The organism is Streptomyces sp. MGP-P1 (assembly GCF_057766565.1).
Map to the genome: position 1 here is coordinate 822,268 of NZ_JBYMEM010000001.1, position 21,887 is coordinate 844,154.

Annotated in this window: 20 protein-coding genes; 3 read left to right on the plus strand and 17 right to left on the minus strand. The window is 71.1% G+C overall.

Translation table 11 applies throughout. The features are described from left to right. Window positions 1-432 precede the first annotated feature (432 nt). Window positions 433-1,245 (plus strand): tyrosine-protein phosphatase, encoded by an 813-nt coding sequence (locus AC3CH1_RS03770; RefSeq protein ID WP_488461541.1) that lies wholly within the window; start codon window positions 433-435, stop codon window positions 1,243-1,245. Window positions 1,246-1,292: 47 nt separating this feature from the next. Here the strand turns inward: AC3CH1_RS03770 and AC3CH1_RS03775 are convergent, their stop codons facing one another. From AC3CH1_RS03775 to AC3CH1_RS03855, 17 genes are all read right to left on the minus strand, one after another. Then, a complete protein-coding gene (locus tag AC3CH1_RS03775) occupies window positions 1,293-1,466 on the minus strand; it encodes a DUF6126 family protein (RefSeq protein ID WP_018955417.1) in 174 nt (57 codons plus the stop codon). 65 nt (window positions 1,467-1,531) lie between these two features. Then, the gene (locus tag AC3CH1_RS03780; protein ID WP_453339235.1) at window positions 1,532-2,140 is read right to left on the minus strand and encodes a helix-turn-helix domain-containing protein; all 609 of its coding nucleotides are present in this window, start codon (window positions 2,138-2,140) and stop codon (window positions 1,532-1,534) included. Window positions 2,141-2,222: 82 nt separating this feature from the next. Next, window positions 2,223-3,620: an aspartate aminotransferase family protein gene (locus tag AC3CH1_RS03785; protein ID WP_488461542.1), complete on the minus strand. Its 1,398-nt coding sequence runs from the start codon at window positions 3,618-3,620 to the stop codon at window positions 2,223-2,225. Window positions 3,621-3,711: 91 nt separating this feature from the next. Continuing rightward, on the minus strand, window positions 3,712-4,731 hold the full coding sequence (gene hpnH, locus AC3CH1_RS03790) for an adenosyl-hopene transferase HpnH (RefSeq protein ID WP_488461543.1): 1,020 nt from the start codon (window positions 4,729-4,731) through the stop codon (window positions 3,712-3,714). 5 nt (window positions 4,732-4,736) lie between these two features. Continuing rightward, window positions 4,737-5,384, minus strand: a complete 648-nt coding sequence (locus AC3CH1_RS03795) for a phosphorylase family protein (RefSeq protein WP_488461544.1) — start codon at window positions 5,382-5,384, stop codon at window positions 4,737-4,739. Further along, window positions 5,384-7,381, minus strand: coding sequence for a squalene--hopene cyclase (shc, locus tag AC3CH1_RS03800; protein WP_488461545.1), 1,998 nt, complete (start codon window positions 7,379-7,381; stop codon window positions 5,384-5,386). The genes AC3CH1_RS03795 and shc overlap by 1 nt, the downstream gene beginning before the upstream one ends. A gap of 107 nt (window positions 7,382-7,488) precedes the next feature. Further along, window positions 7,489-8,592, minus strand: a complete 1,104-nt coding sequence (locus AC3CH1_RS03805; RefSeq protein ID WP_488461546.1) for a polyprenyl synthetase family protein — start codon at window positions 8,590-8,592, stop codon at window positions 7,489-7,491. Beyond that, window positions 8,589-9,974, minus strand: coding sequence for a hydroxysqualene dehydroxylase HpnE (gene hpnE / locus AC3CH1_RS03810; RefSeq protein WP_488461547.1), 1,386 nt, complete (start codon window positions 9,972-9,974; stop codon window positions 8,589-8,591). Before hpnE ends, AC3CH1_RS03805 begins: the two co-directional genes overlap by 4 nt. Window positions 9,975-10,092: 118 nt before the next feature. Next, window positions 10,093-11,013 (minus strand): presqualene diphosphate synthase HpnD, encoded by a 921-nt coding sequence (gene hpnD, locus AC3CH1_RS03815; RefSeq protein WP_488462137.1) that lies wholly within the window; start codon window positions 11,011-11,013, stop codon window positions 10,093-10,095. Between the two features lie 29 nt (window positions 11,014-11,042). Next, a complete protein-coding gene (hpnC, locus tag AC3CH1_RS03820; RefSeq protein ID WP_488461548.1) occupies window positions 11,043-11,954 on the minus strand; it encodes a squalene synthase HpnC in 912 nt (303 codons plus the stop codon). 414 nt (window positions 11,955-12,368) lie between these two features. Beyond that, a complete protein-coding gene (locus AC3CH1_RS03825) occupies window positions 12,369-13,154 on the minus strand; it encodes an ABC transporter ATP-binding protein (protein WP_003964853.1) in 786 nt (261 codons plus the stop codon). Then, window positions 13,147-14,076: an ABC transporter permease gene (locus tag AC3CH1_RS03830; RefSeq protein ID WP_403752565.1), complete on the minus strand. Its 930-nt coding sequence runs from the start codon at window positions 14,074-14,076 to the stop codon at window positions 13,147-13,149. Before AC3CH1_RS03830 ends, AC3CH1_RS03825 begins: the two co-directional genes overlap by 8 nt. Window positions 14,077-14,177: 101 nt before the next feature. Further along, on the minus strand, window positions 14,178-15,050 hold the full coding sequence (locus AC3CH1_RS03835; RefSeq protein WP_488462138.1) for a glycosyltransferase family 2 protein: 873 nt from the start codon (window positions 15,048-15,050) through the stop codon (window positions 14,178-14,180). Window positions 15,051-15,058: 8 nt separating this feature from the next. Then, window positions 15,059-15,838 (minus strand): CDP-alcohol phosphatidyltransferase family protein, encoded by a 780-nt coding sequence (locus tag AC3CH1_RS03840; RefSeq protein ID WP_488461549.1) that lies wholly within the window; start codon window positions 15,836-15,838, stop codon window positions 15,059-15,061. Beyond that, window positions 15,816-16,877, minus strand: a complete 1,062-nt coding sequence (locus tag AC3CH1_RS03845; protein ID WP_050362121.1) for an iron-containing alcohol dehydrogenase family protein — start codon at window positions 16,875-16,877, stop codon at window positions 15,816-15,818. The genes AC3CH1_RS03840 and AC3CH1_RS03845 overlap by 23 nt, the downstream gene beginning before the upstream one ends. Further along, the gene (locus AC3CH1_RS03850) at window positions 16,865-17,602 is read right to left on the minus strand and encodes a phosphocholine cytidylyltransferase family protein (protein ID WP_488461550.1); all 738 of its coding nucleotides are present in this window, start codon (window positions 17,600-17,602) and stop codon (window positions 16,865-16,867) included. The genes AC3CH1_RS03845 and AC3CH1_RS03850 overlap by 13 nt, the downstream gene beginning before the upstream one ends. Beyond that, window positions 17,599-19,353: a DUF5941 domain-containing protein gene (locus tag AC3CH1_RS03855; RefSeq protein ID WP_488461551.1), complete on the minus strand. Its 1,755-nt coding sequence runs from the start codon at window positions 19,351-19,353 to the stop codon at window positions 17,599-17,601. Before AC3CH1_RS03855 ends, AC3CH1_RS03850 begins: the two co-directional genes overlap by 4 nt. 306 nt (window positions 19,354-19,659) lie before the next feature. Here AC3CH1_RS03855 and galE point away from each other — a divergent pair, with 306 nt between their 5' ends. Then, a complete protein-coding gene (galE, locus tag AC3CH1_RS03860) occupies window positions 19,660-20,637 on the plus strand; it encodes a UDP-glucose 4-epimerase GalE (RefSeq protein ID WP_488461552.1) in 978 nt (325 codons plus the stop codon). 180 nt (window positions 20,638-20,817) lie between these two features. Further along, window positions 20,818-21,759 carry a cation diffusion facilitator family transporter gene (locus AC3CH1_RS03865; RefSeq protein WP_488461553.1) on the plus strand — a complete coding sequence of 314 codons (942 nt, stop codon included), beginning with the start codon at window positions 20,818-20,820 and terminating at the stop codon, window positions 21,757-21,759. The last annotated feature ends 128 nt before the right edge of the window (window positions 21,760-21,887 follow it).

The window sequence follows — 21,887 nt, forward strand, 5'->3', positions numbered from 1 at the left end:
AGGATTAGGCGGTCCGTCCGGATTGCGGCGACCGTAAACGAGTCAGGACGAGCTGAACAAGCCATCGGTTGCTCGCCGGAATCATCGGTTCACTATCGACCCGGAATTCCCGTCACACTCCGTGGATTACGGATCTTGGATTTCCGTGCGGGCAACGGGAATGCCTCGGGGCGCACTCACCACGGACCGTCACGGATATGATCCCGCTCACCTCCGAAATCCCATCTCCCCCATTAGCGGGGCATGTTCTGCGAAATGCACCAATACGGACATTGGGCCGACCCCCCTCCTGACACTGGGTCAGCCCGGACGTCTCGGCACCCCGCACCGGAGCTCTCGACCGTGATGATTTTCCGTCGAATCGATGTCGTATCGTCACGGGAGCGCCCTCGCCGGCGAGCCGCGCCGACGCCAGAGATCCCAGGAGCCACCGTGACGCAACAGGTGCCGCAGGTCCCGCCGACAGAGACCGTGCTGACCGGAGTCCGCAACTTCCGCGATGTGGGCGGGCTCCCCACCGCGGACGGACGGCGCACCGCCTTCGGGCGGCTCTACCGGAGCGGTCACCTGGCGCACGCCACGGCCGAGGACGCGGCTTTCCTCGGCGGGCTCGGGCTGCACACGATCTTCGACTTCCGCCACTCCGCCGACCACCGGCTCGACGGGTACGACATCGAGCTGGCCGGTGTCCGCAATGTCAGCATTCCGCTCTCGGACCCGGCGGACGGCGCCGAGTTCTGGCGGCTGGTGAGCGACGGAAACATCGAGCAGCTGCGCTCGGTCCTCGCGAACGGCAAGGGCGTCGACCGCATGATCCGTATGTACCGCGCGACGATCCTGGACCGCACCGCCGAGCACAGCCGGGTGCTGCACTCCCTGGCCGAGGACAGCGTCCCCGCCCTGATGCACTGCGCGGCGGGCAAGGACCGGGCCGGTCTCTCGATCGCGGTCGCCCTGCTGGCGGTCGGCGTCGAGCCGGAAGCGATCGAGGAGGACTACCTCAAGTCCGACGACCTCCGCCGCCGCTACGCCCTGAAGCGCTCCGACGCGTCCGGCACCGACATGTCGCCCGAGGTGCTGGAGCTGCTGGACCCGCTCTTCGGGGCGCGGCCCGCCTACCTCGCGGCGGCCTTCACGGCCATCGAGGAGAGCTGGGGAACGACGGACCGCTACCTGTCGGAGGGGCTGAAGGTCTCCCCCGAGACCCGGGAGCGGCTGCGCGAGCGCCTGCTCGACCAGGCCTGACCCGGACGGGAGGCGGCCGCCCGGGGCGGCCGGTCGTCCGCCCGCCGTCACTTGCTCCCGGCCACCACGAAGAGCAGGTAGAGGAAGCCCGCGATGACGTGGCCCGCCACCAGGTAGGCGAAGAGGCGGATGATGACGCCGCGCGGCATCCGCTTCTCCTGCGGGTCCTCGTTCGGGCGGCGGCCGGGGCCCAGCGGGTCGTAGTGCTCGGAATCGGACATGACGGTCCTCTCTGTCGGCCTCGCGGCCGGTGGAGCGAAGGATGGAGCCGGCGGGGACGGCCGGTTCAGCGCGCGTGGAGGGCGTTGCCGAGGCACAGCTCGGCGGCGGGGCTCTGCAGCAGGGAGTGGACGAAGAGCAGCTCCGCGCCGCAGCGGTCGATGGCCGCGATCCGGTGCGGGGTGAGCGAGTCGAAGTGGGCGCTGTCGCCGGGTTCGAGGTCATGGACGGTGTCGCCGAGCCCGATCCGCAGCCGCCCCTCCAGGACGTACAGCCACTCCTCGCCGGGATGGACCCGGACCAGGTCGCCCTGGGCCCCGTACGGAACGCGCACCCGCAGCGCCTGCATGGCGCGACCGGATCCGCCTGCCTGCCGGTACATCCAGCCGTCGGCCTCCGCCCCCTCGAAGCCGCCGCCGCGGACGATCGCGTCCCGTTCGGGCGGCTGCTCGCCGAGCAGCTCGGAGACCGTCGTACCGTAGATGCGGGCCAGGCCCAGCAGCATCGGCAGCGAGGGCTGCCTGCGGCCGGTCTCCAGCCGGGAGAGATGGGCCGGGGAGAGCCCGGCCCGGCCGGCGGCGGTCTCCAGGGTGAGGCCGCGATCGCGGCGCAGGTCGCGCAGTCGGGGTGCGACGCCGGGGAGCTCGTCCGGCACCCCTTCGTCCGGAGGGTTCATGGCTCCATTGGGCCAGGATCTTTCCTCTGAGGCAAATTACTTGCCTCAGAGGCAATTTCCTCGTTTCCCTCGCGGAAGTCGGTCAGCGGTGGGCCACGGCCTGCTTGACCAGCGTCCGGCCGAAGTCCCACATGAGTCCGCCCCCGCTGTGCGCGTCGTCCATGACGGACGTGAAGGCCGCCACGAAACGGTCCACCTCCGCGTCCCCGATGACCAGCGGCGGGATCAGCTTGATCACTTCCAGGTGGTCGCCGGAGACCTGGGTGAGGATCCGGTGCTTCTGGAGCAGTGGCACCACGACCATCTGCGCGAAGAGGCCCTTGCGGGCCGCCTGGAGCATGGTCCAGCGGCTGCGGAGCTTGAGCGAGGACGGCCTGCCGAACTCGATGCCGATCATCAGCCCGCGCCCGCGGACCTCGTGCAGCAGCTCGTAGCGGTCCACCAGGGCCGCCAGCCGCTCGCACAGCAGGTCGCCGGTGCGCCGGGCGTTGGCGACGGTCTCCTCGTCCTCCATCACCGTCAGGACGGCGAGCCCGGCCGCCATCGCCTGGGCGTTGGAGCCGAAGCTCGCGGAGTGGACGAGGACCCGGTCCATCGAGGAGTAGACCTTGCGGAAGATCCAGTCCTTGCCGAGGGTCGCCCCGACGGGCACATAACCGCCGGAGAGCGCCTTGGCGACGCACACCAGATCGGGCTCCACCCCCTCCTCGTGCTGGTAGGCGTAGAAGTCCCCGGTCCGGCCGAGGCCCGTCTGCACCTCGTCGACGATCAGGAGCGCCTTGTGCCGGTGCAGCAGCTCCTGCGCCCCCCGCAGATAGCCCGGCGGCGTGGCGTGCACGCCCTTCCCCTGGATCGGCTCCACGACCAGGGCCGCGACGTCCCCCCGCTTCAGCTCGCGGCGCAGCGCTTCCAGGTCGCCGAGCGGGACGGCCGTGTCCGGCAGCAGGGGGGCGAAGCCGTCGCGGAAGCCGCTCTCCCCGTTGACCGAGAGGGAGCCGGTGGTGAGCCCGTGGAAGGCGTGGTCGCAGTAGAGGACCCGTGGCTTCCCGGTGGCGTAGCGGGCGAATTTCAGCGCCGTCTCGACCGCCTCCGTGCCGCTGTTCCCGAAGAAGACGCGGTCCAGGTGGGGGCTGTGGGCGAGGAGCTTCTCGGCGAGCAGTCCGGGCAGCGGCTGGCAGTCGAAGCGGGTGAGGTCGGCGAGCTGGGCATCCAGGACGTCGTGCAGGGCCTGACGGACGACGGGGTGGTGACGGCCGAGGCCCATGACGCCGAACCCGGCGAGCATGTCGAGGTAGTCGTCGCCCTCCGCGTCCCAGAAGTACGCGCCCTCGGCCCGCTCGTAGACCTTGTCGAAGCCGAGGGTGTGCAGCATGCGCGGCAGCTGGTGGTTGAGGTGGCGTGCGTGCAGGTCGTACCGTTCGGCCCCGCGCTCGGCGAGGAGCCGAGCCAGGTCGAAGCCCTGGGATCCGCCGTCCGTCATCGCCCGCTCTTCCCTTCGGGTGTGCTGCGCCATGGGGGCCGGCCGCCCCGGGAGAACCGTGGCGGCCGGCCGTACCTCGTCGGACACCGCCTCAGCGGTTGCTGCTGATGGTCTCCCGCGCCGCGCGCAGGGATTCCTTCAGGGACCCCATCGTGGCGAGCACCGCCGTGGGCTCGTAGCCGCAGTGCGCCATGCAGTTGGCGCAGCGAGGGTCCTTGCCCCGGCCGTACTTCTCCCAGTCGGTCTCCTCGATGAGCTGACGGTACGTCGGTACGTAGCCGTCGTTCATCAGGTAGCAGGGGCGCTGCCAGCCGAAGAGCGAGTAGTTGGGGATCGCCCACGCGGTGCACGCGAAGTCCGCCTTGCCCTCCAGGAAGTCCAGGAAGAGCGGTGAGTGGTTGAGCCGCCAGCGGGCCCGGTTGCCACCCGCGAAGGCCTTCTTGAACAGCTCGCGGGTCTGCTCGACGCCGAGGAAGTGCTCCTGGTCGGGGGCCTTCTCGTAGGCGTAGGCGGGAGAGATCATCATCTCGTCGACGTGCAGGTCGTCGTTGAGGTAGTTGAGGACCTCGATGATGGTCTGCGGGGTGTCGGTGTTGAAGAAGGTGGAGTTGGTGGTGACCCGGAAGCCGCGCCGCTTGGCCTCCTTCATCGCGGCGACTGCCTCGTCGAAGACGCCTTCCTTGGCGACCGACTCGTCGTGCCGCTCGCGCAGTCCGTCGATGTGCACGGCGAAGGCGAAGTACGGGGACGGGGTGAACTTGTCGAGCTTCTTCCGCATCAGCATCGCGTTGGTGCAGAGGAAGACGTACTTTTTCCTGGCGACGAGCTGACGCACGATCTCGTCGATCTGGGGGTGCATCAACGGTTCGCCACCGGCGATGGACACCATCGAGGCGCCGGATTCGAGCACCGCGCCCACCGCCTGGGCGACCGGCATGCGCTGCTTCAGGACACCGGCCGGGTGCTGGATCTTCCCGCACCCCTCGCAGGCGAGGTTGCAGGCGAACAACGGCTCCAGCTCGACGATCAGTGGGAACTTCTCACGCTTGCGGAGCTTCTGTTCGAGGAGATACGTCGCAACCTTGATGGACTGACGGAGCGGCATGGCCATCTAGCTCACCTCCTGGGGAGCGTTAAGGATCGGTGCCATTCGTAGAAAGCCGGAAGGACGGAACGAAGAACGCGGAAAGCCGATATTCCACCGCGTACGGTGCCGATACGGACGAGCTCATGCTCTGGAGCGTCCACGACCACCCGGACGGCCGCAACCGGGCGCGGCCCGTGACACAGGGCGGTACGCAGCGTCGCGGCGGACTCCATGTCCACCGCGACGGCCCCGCCCGCCCGCAGCGCGGCCCGCTCGGAGCCCCGTACGACGTGGTCGGAGCCGGTCAGCGGGCCGGTGTGGACCCTGCGGCCCGGAACGGCCCTGGCGAGCGCGGCGACCAGGACGCCGGTGCCCGTGCAGGGTGTGGTGCCGTCCGCGTCCCGGGTCTCCTCGGCGACGACGAGGTCCCCGGGGTGCATCCCCGGGGCGAGGCCGGCGCAGAAGCCGGAGGCGATGACGGCGGCGTCGGGAATCCCCCCGGGGCCCAGGAGGCGCGCCACGGCCGCCTCCGCCGCCCGGGGGCCCATCCCGGTGCGCACGACCCGGACCGGGCCCGGAACGCCCCTGCCGCTGCGCAGGGCCACCTGCTCGATGCCCAGAGCGCAGGCGACCAGCAGGGGCGTCGCGAGGCTCCCCGGCCGTCTCGGATCACCCATCAGGCCCCCTCGGCGGCGGTCGCGCGGTCGGCGAACGGGTCGCCGTACACATAGCGTCCGAGGGCGGTGAGAGGGAAGACCTGGCGGTAGAGGTGGTAGTTGATGGAGAAGTCCCAGGGGAAGCCGGTCCCGGTGAAATACGGCTCGTCCCAGGAACCGTCTGCCTGCTGCGCCGCGGTCAGCCAGGTGACGCCGCGGGCGACGGGGCGGGTGTCGCGGCGGCCGGCGGCGAGGAGCGCGAGGAGCGCCCAGGCGGTCTGGGAGGCGGTGGACTCGCCGTGCCCGATCCACTTCTCCTCCTGGTAGGAGCGCAGGTCCTCGCCCCATCCGCCGTCGTCGTTCTGGACGGACTCGAGCCAGGCGACGGCCCGGCGGATCGCGGGATGCCCGGCGGGCAGTCCGGCGGCGATCAGGGCGGGCACCACGGACCCGGTGCCGTACACGTAGTTGACGCCCCAGCGGCCGAACCAGGCTCCGCACGCCTCCTGTTCGGCGAGCAGCCACGCGATGCCCTCGCGGGTACGGGGGTGGCTCGCGAGCCCTTCGACGGCGAGCATCTCCACGACGTGACCGGTGACGTCGGCCGACGGCGGGTCGATGACCTCGCCGAAGTCGCAGAAGGGCAGGCGGTTGGGGAAGGGGCTGGTGTTGTCGGCGTCGAACGCGCCCCAGGCACCGTTGCGGGACTGCATCCCGAGGCTCCAGCGGACCCCGCGATCGATGGCCGCCTGCATGCGGGCGGGGTCGGGGTGGCGCACCCGGCGCAGCGCCAGGACGACTTCCGCGGTGTCGTCGATGTCCGGGTAGTTGTCGTTGTGGAACTCGAACGCCCAGCCTCCTGGAGCGAGTTCGGGCTTTCGTACCGACCAGTCGCCGGGTCTGGTGATCTCCTCGGCCAGCATCCAGTCGGCGGCCTTCACCAGGGCGGGGTGGTCGGCCCCGAGTCCGGCGTCGGCCAGTGCGATGGTGGCGAGGCAGGTGTCCCAGACGGGCGACTGGCAGGCCTCGACCATGCGGGCGCCGTCCTCGCGCCGGACGGCGAACCGGTCGAGCGAGGCCAGGCCCGCCTTCATCACCGGGTGGTCGAGGTCGTAGCCCAGCAGGTGCAGGGCGATGACGGAGTAGACGGCGGGCGGCTGGATCCCGCCCCAGCAACCGTCGTTCTCCTGGCGCTCGATGATCCAGCGGGCGGCCAGGTTCATCGCGATGCGGCGCAGTGGGCGCGGGGCGACCTTGTGGTAGAGGTGCAGCCCTTTGTCGAGGCGCTGGAAGAGTCCGTCCCAACTGGCGGGCGGGGCAAGCTTCCTGGGCGGGTTGGGGTCGCCCGGGTCGGTGTGCAGCTCGTCCAGGGCGAAGGGCGCCGGGCGCACCGGGCGTTTGGCGGAGACGATGGTGAGCGGCACGATGGTCTGCCGGGCCCAGCAGCCGAAGTCGTAGATGTTGAGCGGGACCCACTTGGGGAAGAACATCAGCTCGGGCGGCAGCTCGGGGAGGTCGTCCCACTTCCACCAGCCGAACAGCGCCAGCCAGATGCGGGTGAAGACGCGGGCGGCCGCGATGCCGCCCTGTTCCCTGATCCAGCCGGAGGCGCGGGCCATGTGCGGCTCGTCGGGGCGGTCCCCGGCCAGCCGTAGCGCGACGTACGCCTCGATCGTGGCGGAAAGGTCGCCCGGTCCGCCGTAGAAGGTGTTCCAGGTGCCGTCGCCGAGCTGTTCGCCACGGATGAAGAGGGCGGCCGCGCGGGTGGTCTCGGGGTCCTGGATGGAGAGGAACTGACGCAGGAGCAGGTCCTCGGCGTCCATCGTGACGTTGGTGGCGAGGTCGCCCTTCCACCAGCCCTGCTCGTCCTGCCTGCCGAGGAGGTGCTCCACCGAGCGTTCCGCGGCCCGACGCGCGGCGACGGTCACGTCGTCCGCGGCGGTTGTCGTGTCGGTCGGATCGTGGGCCGTGGCCTCGGGGTTCGCGGTCCCGGTCGATCCGTCGGTCGTCGCTGTCATGAGCTTCCCCTTACGTGCAGTCGGTTCTCTGCTGTGCTGGGGTCACCGTCGGCCGGCGCCTGGTGAGGGGCGCCGGCCGGCGACTGCGAGTCATATGCGAAGCGTTGTCATCTCTTTCGTACCACCACGAAGTCGGCAAGCTCGGTGAGCTGTTCCCTCACCCGGTGGGGCATGTCGACGGCGTGCAGCGCCTCGATGGCGTTTCCGTGCTGACGACGCGCTTCCTGGGCGGTCCACTCGCGGCCGCCCGCCTCCTCGATGAGTGCCGCGCGGGCGGCGAACTCCTCTTCGGAGAAGCTGTCGAAGTCGTTGCTCTTGGCGTCGGCGGCGAGCAGTTCGCCCAGCCGGTCGGAGGCCTCGCCGCCCGCGGCGAGCGCCGCGACGACGGGCAGGGACTTCTTGCGCTGGCGCAGGTCGCTCCAGGTCTGCTTGCCGGTGGCCTCCGGGTCGCCCCAGATGCCGAGGAGGTCGTCGACGGCCTGGAAGGCGAGGCCGAGGTGGTAGCCGTAGGACTCCAGGGTGTCGGCGGTGCGGTCGTCGGCGCCGCCGAGCACCGCGCCGATGGAGACGGCGCAGGCCAGCAGGGCGCCGGTCTTGTTGCCCTCCATCTCCAGGCACTCCTCGACGGTGACCCGCTCGCGGTGCTCGTAGGAGATGTCCTGGGCCTGCCCGTCGATGAGCTTGCGGGTGGCGGTGGTCAGCCGGCGGGCCGCACGGCCCGCCTCGACGGTGCCGAGCTCCAGCAGCAGGTCGTAGGCGAGCGCGAAGAGCGCGTCGCCGACCAGGATCGCCTGGGCGGGGCCGTGCACCTTCCAGACCGTGTCACGGTGGCGGCGCTGCTCGTCGCCGTCCATCAGGTCGTCGTGCAGCAGCGAGAAGTTGTGCACGAGTTCGACGGCCACCGCGCCGGGGATGCCGGCCTCGGCGGGGGCCCCCGCCGCCTCGGCGGACAGCAGGGCGAGCGCGGGGCGCACGGCCTTGCCGCCGTCGCCGTCCGAGGGCTGCCCCTCCGCGTCGATCCAGCCGAAGTGGTAGGCGGCGACGGTGTCCATGGGCGGCGCGAGCCGGCCCACGGCAGCCCGCAGGACCGGCGCTGACAGGGCTCGTCCGCGCTCCAGAAGGGCGGTGACGTCCGCGGTGTCCGCCACGGTGTCGAAAGCCGGATTCGCCGGGGTCACAGACTCTCCTCTTGTTCCGGTGGTACTGCTCATGCCGCCTCCTGCAGCGGATGTCCTGGGGGGCGGCCGAGGTCGTGGAGCGCCGCGTCGGCGGCGCCGGCGCCGCTGCGCACGGCACCCTCCATCGTCGCGGGCCAGCCGGTGTCGGTCCAGGCCCCCGCCAGCTGAAGTCCGGACAGCCGGGTCCGGGGGCCGGGGCGCAGCCGCCCGACGCCGGGGGTGGGCGCGAAGGTGGCGGTGCGCTCCCGGGTGACGAAGAAGTCGCGGATGCCCGCGCCGCGGGCGGCGGGGAGCAGCCGTTCCAGTTCGGGCAGGTAGCGGGAGCGCAGTTCGGCGACGGGCAGGTCGATCTCGTCCTGGGCGGCGGACTGCGAGACCGCGAGATACTGCCCGGGGCCCGTCAGCCCCGAGGAGTGGGTCCGGTCGAAGACCCACTGGACCGGGGATCCGATCGCGGCGAAGAACGGCCTGCGCAGCACCTTGCGGTCGTAGATCACGTGCACGTTCAGGATGGGCGCGCAGGCGATGTCGAGCAGCAGGTCCGGTTCGTCCAGCGCGCCCGCGGGCAGCAGGTCGTGGGTCTCGGTCTGCGGCACGGCCAGTACGACGGTGTCGGCGGTGATCCGCTCCCCCGCCGTCTCGACTCTCCAGCGGCCGTCCTCGGTGCGGGTGAGGGAGCCGACCTTGGCGCGCAGTTCGGTGCGGACGCCCGCGGTGTCCAGGGCCTTGCGGGCCAGGGTGTCGTGCAGCTCGCCGAGCGGCACGGTGGCCCAGCCGATGTCGGCGGCTCCGGGCTCGGAGAGCAGGCCGGTCTTGAAGACCTTCGCCGCGAGGGCCATGGAGGCGTTCGGGGCGGTGGCGTTCAGCGTGGCGACGCCGACGAGGTCCCACAGGGCCTCGATCGTGCGCTCCGACTGGCCGTGCCGCCGCAGCCAGGTCGCGAAGTCGACGCGGTCGAGCTCGGGGTCGGCGGGGTCCAGGCGGCCGAGCGCGAGGGCGGCGCGGCCCACGCCCGCCTTCTCGGCGAGCGAGAGGTGGGGATAGGCGGCGAGTCCGCCGGCGAGGTGCAGCGGTACGGGCAGGCCGGTGCGCCGCAGCCGTCCCAGACGCGGCCCGGCGGCCCGGCCGACGTCCAGCACGGGCACGTCGAGGCGGTCCTGGACCGGTGCCAGGTGGGCGGCGTCGATCCGGTCGAGGAACCAGCGGTAGCCGGTGCAGCAGCGCAGATAGACGTGCTGGCCGTTGTCGACGGTGAGGTCGCCGCGCTGGAAGGAGAAGGCGAGGCCGCCGAGGCGGGGCCGCCCTTCCAGGAGGGTCACGTCGAGTCCGGCGTCGGCGAGGCGGAGCGCCGCCGTGACACCGGCGAGTCCGCCGCCCACGACGACGGCGACGGGGCGGGGGCTCTCGTCGTTCACGCGTTCCCCTCTCGCCGGTTCGGTGCGCTCTGCCGGGCCCTCACCCTGGAGATCGTCGCAGTCGGTGACGTGTCGGGCCACTGGAGGGTCGCCCGGGAGCCGGAGCCACGAAGACGCATCAGTCCCGCCCCCTGGTGGTGAGCTTCGAGATGTGGCGGGCGTCCAGTCCGGACAGACCGCGCACCGCGACGTAGGCCTTCTCGTGGCCGGGCAGCGAGACCCGTCCACGCAGCACGGCCTCGGGGTCGCGTTCGATCCGGTCGAGGAGGCGGCGGTAGATCCCGGCCATCGCCGCGACACAGGCGCCGCTGCGGCGGTCGAGCATCGGCAGCAGCCGGTAGCCCTCGGCGAACAGGGCGCGGGCGCGCCGGACCTCGAAGTGGATGAGGCCCGCGAAGTCGGAGCCGGGGGGCGGGGTGGTCCGGTGGAACCCCGCCGAGCAGCCGAATTTGGCCAGGTCGTCGGCGGGCAGGTAGGTGCGCCCGTTGCCGGCGTCCTCGCGGACGTCGCGCAGGATGTTGGTGAGCTGGAGGGCGAGGCCGAGGGTGTCGGCGTACTCCGCGGCGCGCTCGGCCCCGCGGGCGCCCGGCGCGGTGCCGAAGACGCCGAGGCTGAGGCGTCCGATGGCTCCGGCGACGCACCGGCAGTAGGCCTTCAGGTCGTCCCAGGTCTCGTAGGTCGCACCTCGAACGTCCATCAGGACGCCGTCGATCAGCTCGTCGAGCCCGCCGAGCGGCAGCGGGAACCGCTGGGCGGCGTCGGCGAGCGCGACGGCCACCGGGTCGGTGTCGTCCTCGTCGACCGCGTCCTTGCGGATGCGCTCCAGCAGTTCGCGGGTGCTCTCCAGCCGGGTCCGCTTGGTCTCCGGGTCCAGCTCCCCGTCGCCGATGTCGTCGACACGACGGGAGAAGGCGTACAGCGCCGACATGGCCTGCCGCTTCTCGTACGGCAGCAGCCTGATGCCGTAGGCGAAGTTACGGGCCTGCTGTCCGGTGACGGCCTCGCAGTAACTGTATGCGGCCTGCACCGGCGGCGACATGTACGTCGTCTGTCCCTCCACGGTCCGGCTCACCTCTCTCCACGCGCTCTTCGCAAGACGAATCCCACTTCGCGCAGCAGGCTGGGCTTGGTGGGCTTGGGCGGTCCGGGCAGTACGTCGAACCCGGCGGCCGAGATCGCCGTGAGCGCGCTGCGCCCGCCCGCGACGAATCCGGCGAGGAGCAGCTTGAGTCGTCCGTCGACGCTGCCCACCAACGGGGGGCCTTCGTTCAACAACGCGCTCGCACGCTGGGCCTCGTACGCGATCAGGGCACGCACCGAGGCTCCGGCGGAGGGTGCGGCCAGGTCGGATTCGGTGACCCGGAAGCGTTCCATGTCCTCGGCGGGCAGATAGATCCGGTCGCGTTCCAGGTCCTCGGCCACGTCCTGCAGATGTTCGACGATCTGGAGCGCCGTGCAGACCGCGTCGGAGCGGCGGACGCGTTCCGGGCTCGTGGTGCCGGTGAGGGCGAGGACCAGGCGGCCGACCGGGTTGGCCGAGAGCTCGCAGTAGGCGGCGAGATCGGCGTAGGTGCCGTAGCGGCGGATCTTCTGGTCCTGGCGGTTGGCCTCGATCAGGCCGAGGAAGGGCTCGGGGGTGAGCGCCCGGCGCCGCACGGTGGGGCGGAGGTTGCGCAGCAGCGGGTGGCGCGGCTCCTCACCGGTGGTGGCGAAGACCCGGTGGAGATCGGTCTCGAAGGCGTCGAGCATGGCGAGGCGGTCGTCGCTCTGCTCCGGCTCCAGCCCGAGTCGGCGGGCGTCGGCGCCGCCGGGGGCGAGGTCGCCGTCGCCGATGTCGTCGACGAGCCGGGCGAAGCCGTAGACCGCCATCAGGTCGTCGCGCCAGGCCCGGGGCAGGAAGAAGGGCGCCACGGGGAAGTTCTCGTCCGCGGCCTTGCCGAGGGTGGCGTCACCGATGCGCGTCTCGGGGGTCGAGGTCACTGCGGACCGCCCGGCGGGGGGACGGCGAGACCACGCCGGAGCTGGAGATCTTCCGTCATTGCCGTCACATCTCCCGTTCTACACTGCTGATCCAAAACAACCCTTTTCGGACACGCCGCTCGGTCTTCCGAGTGCACTGCGGCAGAGCGGCCGGTGCCGGGGCGTATCGCCCTACTTGCCATGAATCAGCACCACTACAGCTTACGTTGTACAGCTCACAAGGGGTCGGCGGGGTGGAGGGCCCACCGCCGCTTCCCGGCCGTTTCCGTCAACCTTCCCCGCGCGTGGCGGAATTGACGTCATCCGCCGGGAGGAGATCACCGCCGGGCCTGTACTGCGGACGGTCGGCGCGGTGCCGGGCACCGCGCGGCCCCCGCCGGACCGGTCCGGCGGGGGCCGCGGAACGCGCGCGGGCTACTTGCCCGTTTCGCGCTCGTACGCCTTGAGGACTTCCTCGGTGGGACCGTCCATCAGGAGTTCGCCCTTCTCCAGCCACAGCGCGCGGTCGCAGGTGTCCCTGATCGACTTGTTGTTGTGGCTGACCAGGAAGACGGTGCCCGCCTCCTTGCGCAACTCGCGGATCCGCTCCTCGGACCGGACGCGGAACTTGCGGTCGCCGGTGGCGAGCGCCTCGTCGATCATGAGGACGTCGTGGTTCTTGGCGGCGGCGATGGAGAAGCGCAGCCGGGCGGCCATGCCGGAGGAGTACGTCCGCATCGGCAGGGTGATGAAGTCGCCCTTCTCGTTGATGCCGGAGAACTCCACGATGTCCTGGTAGCGCTGTCGGATCTCGTCCTGGCTCATGCCCATCGCCAGTCCGCCGAGCACGACGTTGCGCTCACCGGTCAGATCGCTCATCAGCGCGGCGTTCACGCCGAGCAGCGAGGGCTGGCCGTCCGTGTACACCTGACCGGATTCGGTCGGCAGCAGGCCGGCGATGGCGCGCAGCAGCGTCGACTTGCCGGAGCCGTTGGTGCCGATGAGGCCGATGGCCTCGCCGCGGTAGGCGGTGAAGGAGACACCGCGCACGGCGTGCACCTTCCGGACGCCGCGCGGCTCGCCCTTGCCCCGCCGCATCATGCGGCTCAGCGCGGCGGTGGCGCTGCCCCGTCCGCCGCCCGTGCCGTTGACCCGGTACACGATGTGCACGTCGTCGGCGATCACCGTGGGGATGCGCCCCTGTGCGTTGTCCTCAGCCACGGCCGTACCGTTCCTCTGCCTTCCAGAAGTACACGAATCCCACGACGCCCAGCAGCACGGCCCAGCCGACGCCGACGGCCCAGACGTGGTCCGGCAGGTTCTCGGAGCCGTACCCGTCGATCAGGGCGAAGCGGACCAGGTCCATGTAGATCGCCGCCGGGTTGTACTGCAGGACGTCCGCGATCCAGGCCGGCTTGTCCTTGAGCATCACCGGGATGGAGAACATGACGCCCGAGGCGTACATCCACGTCCGCATGACGAACGGCATCAGCTGCGCGAGGTCGGGGGTCTTGGAGCCGAGCCGCGCCATGACGAGGGCCAGGCCCGTGTTGAAGAAGAACTGGAGAATCAGGGCGGGGATCACCAGCAGCCACGACAGCGAGGGGTAGCTGCCGAAGATGACGGCGACCGCGACCAGCACGATCATCGAGAACAGCAGCTGCTGGAGCTGCTGGAGCGAGAAGGAGATGGGCAGCGAGGCCCGGGGGAAGTGGAGGGCCCGGACCAGTCCGAGGTTGCCGGAGATCGCGCGGACGCCCGCCATCACCGAGCTCTGGGTGAAGGTGAAGACGAAGACGCCGGTGACCAGGAACGGCACGAAGACGTCGTGGGAGATCCCCTCCCTGGTTCCCAGGATCAGCCCGAAGATCAGGTAATAGACCGCGGCGTTCAGCAGGGGCGTGACCACTTGCCACAGCTGGCCCAGTTTGGCCTGGCTGTACTGCGCGGTCAGCTTCGCCCGGGAGAAGGCCAGGATGAAGTGGCGTCGTCCCCAGAGCTGTCGCATGTATGCGAACAGCCCCGGCCTGGCGCCGCTCACGGTCAGGCCGTACTTGGCGGCCAGCTGGGCCGCGTCGAGGCCCTCGTCGGCGGACGGCGGGGTCCCGAGGGCTACCCCACCGTCGTGGGTCGTGTCACTCACAAGTTGAAACTCTCGTCTTCACGCGCAGCCAGTCGCGGGCGCGGCTCAGGCGGACAGGTTCCGGAAAGAAAATACGCCTCATGCTCTCAGAGGAAAGCCTCTCAGATGACCGGAGGTCGGCCCAGCCTCGTCAGCCGCCACACCGTACGCCACTTCATCGGGCGCCGGGGTCCGCAGGGGGTCCTCCAGCCTTCCCGGAATCCGCCGAACCAGGCCTTCAGCGCGGGGGCCGAGGGACGTCTGACCAGGGTCAGCAGCAGCCAGACCCCCAGGTAGAGGGGGACGAGTGGGGCAGGCAGGTTGCGGCGGGCGAGCCAGACCCGGTTGCGGGCGACCATGCGGTGGTAGACCGCGTGCCGGGAGGGGGCGGTGGTGGGGTGGTTCAGCACCATGTCCGCGCGGTAGTCGATCATCCACCCCGCGTCCAGCGCCCGCCAGGCCAGGTCCGTCTCCTCGTGGGCGTAGAAGAAGTCCTCCGGCAGGGGACCGACCTCGGCGATGACCCGGGTGCGTACGGCGTTGGCGCCGCCCAGGAACGTGGTCACGCGCGAGGAGCGCATCGGGTCGGCGGCCCGCAGCCGGGGCACGTGCCGCCGCTGGGTGGCGCCCGTGTCCGGGTCGGTGATCCGGAAGGTGACGATCCCGAGCTTCGGGTCCGCCGCGAACGCCTGCCGGCACAGCTCGGCGGTGTCCCGGTTCGGGAGCAGCCCGTCGTCGTCCAGGAAGAGCAGCGCGTCCACGTCGGCGCCGCAGGGGCCGAACGCCTCGATGCCGACGTTGCGGCCGCCGGGGATGCCCACATTCTCGGGCAGTTCCACCGTGCGCACCCCGGCGGGCACGTCGGGGACCGGGGCTCCGTTGCCGACCACCACGACCTCGATCCGGTCACCGTGCTGGGCGGTGACCGAATCGAGGAGGGCGCGGAGCTCCTCCGGGCGGTTGCCCAGGGTGATGACCACCGCGCCCAGTTTCATGGGAAAGGTCACTTCAGCCTGCTGGACGCCAGGACGGACACCAGGTGCAGCAGGGTCTGCAGCAGCGCGATGCCGGCCATCACCGCGACGGTCAGACGGGTGTAGAAGAGGTCGCCACCGATCGCGTCGATCACGGCCACCACGAGGATCACCAGCGAGGCCTCGATGCCGAGGATCAGCCGGTGGAACTTGAGTGCCCCGGCCGCGCGGCGGGCCAGCGCCATGCCGGAGGAGCGCGGCTCGGACGCCGCCTCCTTGACCGGTGGCAGCCCGCCCTGGTGGCGGGCCACGCCGACCAGGTCCGTCTCGGCCTTGATGAGGATCGCGCCGAGTGCGGCGAGGGTTCCGAGGAAGGCCCAGAGCCAGTCGATCCGGCCCTCGCCCCAGACGTCGGCGGCGCGCAGGCCGAGGCCGACGAGCACCGCCGCGTCGCAGAGATAGGCGGCGACCCGGTCCAGGTAGACCCCGCTGAGCGAGTACTGCTTCTTCCAGCGGGCCAGCTCGCCGTCCACGCAGTCGAACAGCAGGTAGAGCTGGACCATCACCACGCCGAGCACGGCGCCCCAGACGCCCGGGACCAGCAGCGCCGGGGCTGCCAGGGCCCCGGCCAGCGTCATCACGTAGGTGACCTGGTTCGGCGAGACGCGGGTGTTGACCAGGTAGCGGTCCACGCGCAGCGAGACCTCGCGCATGTACATGCGCCCGGCCCAGTGCTCGCCGCTGCGCCGGTCCTTCACCCCCGGGGGGTGAACGACCGGACGGAGTTCAGCTACTGATGGTCGTCGCATAGTCGGCGTACGCGTCCCTGATCTGGTCGGTGGACAGGTTGAGGTGCTCCAGGACCGTGAAGCGTCCCGGACGCGTCTGCGGCGCGTAGTCGACGGCCCTGACGAACTCGTCGACGCTGAACCCGATCTCCTCCGGCAGGACCGGCAGACCGTGGCGGCGCAGTATCGATGCCATCAGGAGGGACTCCTGGCGGGCACCGCGCAGATGCATGGCGAAGCAGGCGCCGAGGCCGACCTGCTCGCCGTGGCTGGCCGCGCGCTGGGGGAACAGCAGGTCGAAGGCGTGGTTGATCTCGTGGCAGGCGCCGGAGGCCGGGCGGGAGTCGCCCGCGACCGACATCGAGATGCCGGTGAGCACGAGCCCCTCGGCCAGCACCTTCAGGAAGGCGTCGTCGCCGACCCCGCCGGGGTGGCGCAGCACGGCCTCGCCCGCCTGGCGGGCCATCGCGGCCGCGAGGCCGTCGATCTCCTCACCGTTGACCTCGTGGGCCAGTTCCCAGTCGGCGACGCAGGAGATGTTCGAGATCGCGTCGCCGATGCCGGAACGGACGTAGCGGGCGGGCGCCTCACGGATCACGTCGAGGTCGATGACCACGGCGATCGGGGTGGGGACCCCGTAGGAGCCGCGCCCGTTGTCGTTGTCGAGCGTCGCGACCGGCGAGCACAGGCCGTCGTGCGAGAGGTTCGTCGCGACGGCGACCATGGGCAGGCCGACCCGCGCCGCGGCGTACTTCGCCACGTCGATGATCTTGCCGCCGCCGAGGCCGACGACGGCGTCGTACCGGTTGCCCTTGATGCCGTCGGCGAGCTTCACCGCCGAGTCGATCGTTCCGTCGGACACCGGATACCAGTCGGCTCCCGGCAGGACCGGGGCGAGCCTCTCCCGCAGGGCGCGCCCGGAGCCGTCGCTGATCGCGATGGCGAGCTTGCCCGAGGAGGAGATGCGCTGATCGGCCAGGAGACCCGCCAGATCGTCCATGGCGCCGCGCCGGATGTCGACGACGACCGGGGACGGAATGAGCCGGGTCAGTACTGGCACGCGATCTCACGGCCCTTCTCGAGGTCGTCGTGGTTGTCGATCTCGACCCAGGTCACGGTGCCGATGGGGGCCACGTCGACGGTGAAGCCGCGGTTGACGAGCTCCTGGTAGCCGTCCTCGTAGTAGAGGTCGGGGTCGCGCTCGAAGGTGGTCTTCAGCGCGTCCGCCAGCTCCTCGGCGGCCTCGGCCTCGATGAGGGTGACGCCGATGTACTCGCCGGTCGCGGTGGCCGGGTCCATCAGCTTCGTGATGCGCTGGACGCCCTTGCCCTCCTCCGTGATGACCTTCATCTCCTCGTCGGCGAGGACCTTCTCGGTGTCCAGGGCGAGGATGATCTTCTGGCCCCTGCCGCGGGCGTCCAGCAGGGTCTTCTCGACGGAGACCGGGTGCACGGTGTCGCCGTTGGCGAGGATCACGCCGCGCTTGATGACGTCACGGGCGCACCACAGGGAGTAGGCGTTGTTCCACTCCTCGGCCTTGTCGTTGTCGATGAGCGTGAGGGTGACGCCGTAGGTCGCTTCCAGCTCGGCCTTGCGGGCGTAGACGGCCTCCTTGCGGTAGCCGACGACGATCGCGACCTCGGTGAGTCCGACCTCCGCGAAGTTGGCGAGCGTGAGGTCGAGGACCGTCTTGTCGCCGTCGACAGGGACGAGCGCCTTGGGAAGCGTGTCCGTGTAGGGGCGCAGACGTCGTCCTGCACCGGCTGCCAGTACGAGGCCGATCATGCGAGTTCTCCTTCGTCGTGTACGGCGGGGGCCGAGGAGGACACCCAGAAGCGGATGGACTCCACGAGCACCACCAGAGCCACGGCGACCGCGAGCGCGGTCAGGGCCGTGGTGAAACCTGAGGTGTGGGTGAGTACGGCGGCGAGGACGGCCACCAGCGTGGTGCGGCCCTCGTGTCCACCGATCGTCCGCACCAGCCACTGGGGCGGCGCGCCGGTGCCTCCGCGAATGCGGTACACCGTGTCGTAGTGATGGTAGGCGACGGCCGAGACGAGCCCGAAGGCCGCCGGAACGGCGTGCGGTACGTCGCTCCGGGCCGCCAGCACCAGGATCGTGACGTACTCCGCGGCCCGGAAGAACGGCGGCGCGAGCCAGTCCAGCGCGCCCTTGAGGGGGCGGGCGACGGCGAGGCCGGAGAGGACCACGTACACCGTCGCCGCGGCGACGGTGAGCCAGCTGCCGTACGGGAGGAGGAGGGCGCCGCCGATCATGACCAGCGTGCCGAGCAGGGCGACGGCCGGAGCCGTGAACGCGCCCGGGAGGCCCGGCGCGACCCTCGCGACGCCCTGGGCGAGGGGCCCCGAGTCGGCGAGGTCCGCGAGTGCCCGCGCGGCGCGGTCGGTGCGGCCGGCTCTGCGGGTCAGCGAGCGCAGCAGGCGGCCGGCCGTGGTGTAGCAGGCGGCCAGGGAGCAGCCGACGAGCAGGGCGTAGAAGACGATGCGCGGGGTGGTGAGCGCGGTGAGCACGGCGATCATGGCCCAGCGCTCGCCGATCGGCAGCACGATCATCCGCCGCACCCAGACCGTCCAGCCGACGTTGTCGAGCTTGTCGGAGAGGGCCGCGGTGGGGCTGGTGTTGGCGACCGCGTCGTGGTTGGCCTCGTTGAACGAGAAGTCCACGACATGGCGGCAGGCCTGGAGGACCATCGCGCCGAGCGCCAGGACCCACACGTCGTCGCCGCCGCGTACGGCGCCGATGGCGAGCCCGGCGTAGTACGCGTACTCCTTGGCCCGGTCGAAGGTGGCGTCCAGCCAGGCGCCCATCGTGGAGTACCGCAGCGAGTAGCGGGCGAGCTGCCCGTCGGTGCAGTCCAGCACGAAGGAGACCAGGAGCAGGATTCCGGCGGCGACGTAGCCGCCCCGGGTTCCGGTGGCCGCCGCGCCCGCCGCGATGAGCGCGGTGATCAGCGAGGCGGTGGTGACCTGGTTCGGGGTGAGGTTGCGGCGGGCGCACCAGCGGGCGATGTAGCGGGAGTAGGGGCTGATGCAATACGTGGTGAAGAACCCGTCGTGGGCCTTCACCGCGTTGCGCAGCCGTACCGCCTCGTCGTCGACCGAGGCGAGGCTCGCCTCGGCGGCGGCCTGCTGCTCCGGATCCGTGGGGACGGCCGCGACGAGCGAGCCGAGGGCGGGGCGCTGTACGGGGATGCCCTCGGCCTCCAGCGCGACGGCGATCCGGCCGGGGACGGTGCGGTCCTCGGGCGCGGGGTCGGCCCCCGGCTCGACGACCGGGGCACCCGCGCCGACCGCGGTGGCGGTGCGGTCCAGGGCGCGCAGCAGGGCTCCGCGCGCCTCGGGCTGGGCGGTGAGCGCGCCGGGGACGGTGGCGGCGGGGAAGCGCGGGTCGGTCAGCCCGAGCCGCAGCGCGTGGACGTGCCCGACGAAGCGCGGGTCGACGAGGGCGACCCGGCGGCCTGCCGGGACGGCGGCGAGGAGGGCCGCGGCGTCAGCGGCGTCGGCGGCGGTCTGCACGTCGAAGCCCAGGGACCGTAGATCGTCCGCGAGCGACGACCCGGGTACCGGCGTACCGGTGAGAATGGCGGTCGACAGACGAACTCACTCCTTGGCACTGACGTGGACGACACACGGCGGCACGGCCACGAGGCGGGCCGGCGGCGTGTCGGCTGAGGCTATCGGATGAACGGAAGACCGAGTTCACCGCCCGTTTGCGCGCTGTACGGGTGGACCCGCGGGCCCGGGCGGCGTTGGCGATCATCATCATCGATCGGGGGCCCGGGCCACAAACCGCCGGTGGGTGGGCGGCTTAGGGTGTCGGTCATGACTTGGCTGATCACAGGCGGGGCGGGATACATCGGGGCACACGTGGCACGGGCCATGGTGGCGGCGGGCGAGCGGGTCGTGGTGCTCGACGACCGCTCAAGCGGCATCGTGGACCGGCTGCCGGACGCCGTCACGCTGGTGGAGGGCTCGGCCTCCGACCGGGCCCTGCTGGACCGGGTGCTGGCCGACCACGCGGTGAGCGGTGTGGTGCATCTCGCGGCGAAGAAGCAGGTCGGCGAGTCCGTGGAGAAGCCGCTGCTGTACTACCGGGAGAACGTGGCCGGACTGGCCGTGCTGCTGGAGGCCGTGGTCGCGGCGGGGGTGCCGCGCTTCCTCTTCTCGTCCTCGGCGGCCGTCTACGGCGTACCGGACGTGGACCTCATCACGGAGGAGACCCCCTGTCTCCCGATCAACCCGTACGGCGAGACCAAGCTCACCGGTGAGTGGCTGGTGCGGGCCACCGGGAAGGCCCACGGGCTCTCGACCGCCTGTCTGCGGTACTTCAACGTGGCCGGCGCCGCCGCACCGGAACTCGCGGACACCGGGGTCTTCAACATCGTGCCGATGATGTTCGAGCGGCTGACGCGCGGCGAGGCCCCGCGGATCTTCGGTGACGACTACCCGACGCCGGACGGCACCTGTGTCCGTGACTACATCCATGTCGCCGATCTGGCGGAGGCGCATCTCGCCGTCGCCCGGCGGCTGGACGGAGCGGGCGCCGGTGAGCTGACGCTCAACGTCGGCCGGGGCGAGGGCGTCTCGGTCCGGGAGCTGGCCGAGGTGATCGGCGAGGTGACCGGCCACGCCCTCACGCCGGTGGTCGAGCCGCGCCGGGCCGGTGACGCGCCGACGGCGGTGGCGTCGTCCGCGCGGATCACCGAGGAGCTGGGCTGGGCGGCGCGGCGGAGCGTCCGCGAGATGGTGGAGTCGGCCTGGGAGGGCTGGTGCCTGCGCCACCCCGAGGCGCGTTCGTGATCGGTCACGGGTGGCGTCGGTGATCGTGTCAACGCCCTGACCTGCGGAACGTTTCCGCAGGTCAGGGCCAATGACAACGGTGTTCAGTGCCGTGTTGCCCGATACCCCCCACCCGTAGTTCACTGGCCTCGTCGGGGCGGTTTCGCCCCGGTGCGTCGCAGGGACCTGGAGGCGTTTCGCATGGGGGCTGGCCACGATCACGGGCATACACACGGCGGACCGCCTCCGACGGGCACGGCGGCCGCCGCGTACCGGGGCAGGCTCCGGGTGGCCCTGGGGATCACGCTGAGCGTGATGGTCATGGAGATCGTCGGCGGCGTGCTCTCGGACTCGCTGGCCCTGATCGCGGACGCCGCCCACATGGCCACCGACGCCCTGGGGCTCGGGATGGCGCTGCTCGCCATCCACTTCGCCAACCGTCCGGCCGGGCCGAACCGCACCTTCGGCTTCGCCCGCGCGGAGATCCTGGCGGCGCTCGCGAACTGTCTGCTGCTGCTGGGGGTCGGCGGCTATCTGGTCTTCGAGGCGGTCGAGCGGTTCATCACCCCGGCCGAGACGAAGGGCGGCCTGGCCATCGCGTTCGCCGCCGTCGGCCTGGTGGCCAACATCGTCTCCCTCTCCCTGCTGACGCGCGGGCAGCAGGAGAGCCTCAATGTGCGGGGCGCCTATCTGGAAGTGCTGGCCGACACCCTGGGCTCGCTCGCCGTGATCATCTCGGCGGGCGTCATCATGGCGACCGGCTGGCAGCCGGCCGACCCGATCGCCTCCCTGGTGATCGGTCTGATGATCGTCCCCCGGACCGTGAAGCTGCTGCGGGAGACCCTGAACGTGCTGCTGGAGGCGGCGCCCAAGGGTGTGGACATGGCGGAGGTACGGGCCCACATCACGGAGCTTCCCGGGGTCCTGGGCGTCCACGACCTGCACGCCTGGACGATCACCTCGGGGATGCCGGTGCTCTCCGCCCATGTGGTGGTGCGCCAGGAGATGCTCGACTCGATAGGGCACGAGAAGGTGCTGCACGAGCTGCAGGGCTGCCTCGGGGACCACTTCGACGTGGAGCACTGCACCTTCCAGCTGGAGCCGAGCGGTCACGCGGTGCACGAGGCGCGGCTCTGCCACTGAGGCGTCCCGAGTGCGGGCCGAGCGTGGGTGCTAGGGTGGTTTCGCTGAGACGTTCGAGTCTCACGGTGGAGCGGAACTCGGTGACACCGGGACCCTTCTCGAGAGGAGCTGAGGTTGATGACGGTCGC

What these genes read in the sequence shown, in the direction of transcription:
- AC3CH1_RS03775 (WP_018955417.1), bottom strand. Translation starts at nt 1,466, where the DNA reads ATGTCCGATTCCGAGCACTACGACCCGCTGGGCCCCGGCCGCCGCCCG.
- AC3CH1_RS03780 (WP_453339235.1), bottom strand. Translation starts at nt 2,140, where the DNA reads ATGAACCCTCCGGACGAAGGGGTGCCGGACGAGCTCCCCGGCGTCGCA.
- AC3CH1_RS03785 (WP_488461542.1), bottom strand. Translation starts at nt 3,620, where the DNA reads ATGACGGACGGCGGATCCCAGGGCTTCGACCTGGCTCGGCTCCTCGCC.
- hpnH (WP_488461543.1), bottom strand. Translation starts at nt 4,731, where the DNA reads ATGGCCATGCCGCTCCGTCAGTCCATCAAGGTTGCGACGTATCTCCTC.
- AC3CH1_RS03795 (WP_488461544.1), bottom strand. Translation starts at nt 5,384, where the DNA reads ATGGGTGATCCGAGACGGCCGGGGAGCCTCGCGACGCCCCTGCTGGTC.
- shc (WP_488461545.1), bottom strand. Translation starts at nt 7,381, where the DNA reads ATGACAGCGACGACCGACGGATCGACCGGGACCGCGAACCCCGAGGCC.
- AC3CH1_RS03805 (WP_488461546.1), bottom strand. Translation starts at nt 8,592, where the DNA reads ATGAGCAGTACCACCGGAACAAGAGGAGAGTCTGTGACCCCGGCGAAT.
- hpnD (WP_488462137.1), bottom strand. Translation starts at nt 11,013, where the DNA reads ATGTCGCCGCCGGTGCAGGCCGCATACAGTTACTGCGAGGCCGTCACC.
- AC3CH1_RS03835 (WP_488462138.1), bottom strand. Translation starts at nt 15,050, where the DNA reads ATGAAACTGGGCGCGGTGGTCATCACCCTGGGCAACCGCCCGGAGGAG.
- AC3CH1_RS03840 (WP_488461549.1), bottom strand. Translation starts at nt 15,838, where the DNA reads ATGCGACGACCATCAGTAGCTGAACTCCGTCCGGTCGTTCACCCCCCG.
- AC3CH1_RS03850 (WP_488461550.1), bottom strand. Translation starts at nt 17,602, where the DNA reads ATGATCGGCCTCGTACTGGCAGCCGGTGCAGGACGACGTCTGCGCCCC.
- galE (WP_488461552.1), top strand. Translation starts at nt 19,660, where the DNA reads ATGACTTGGCTGATCACAGGCGGGGCGGGATACATCGGGGCACACGTG.
- AC3CH1_RS03865 (WP_488461553.1), top strand. Translation starts at nt 20,818, where the DNA reads ATGGGGGCTGGCCACGATCACGGGCATACACACGGCGGACCGCCTCCG.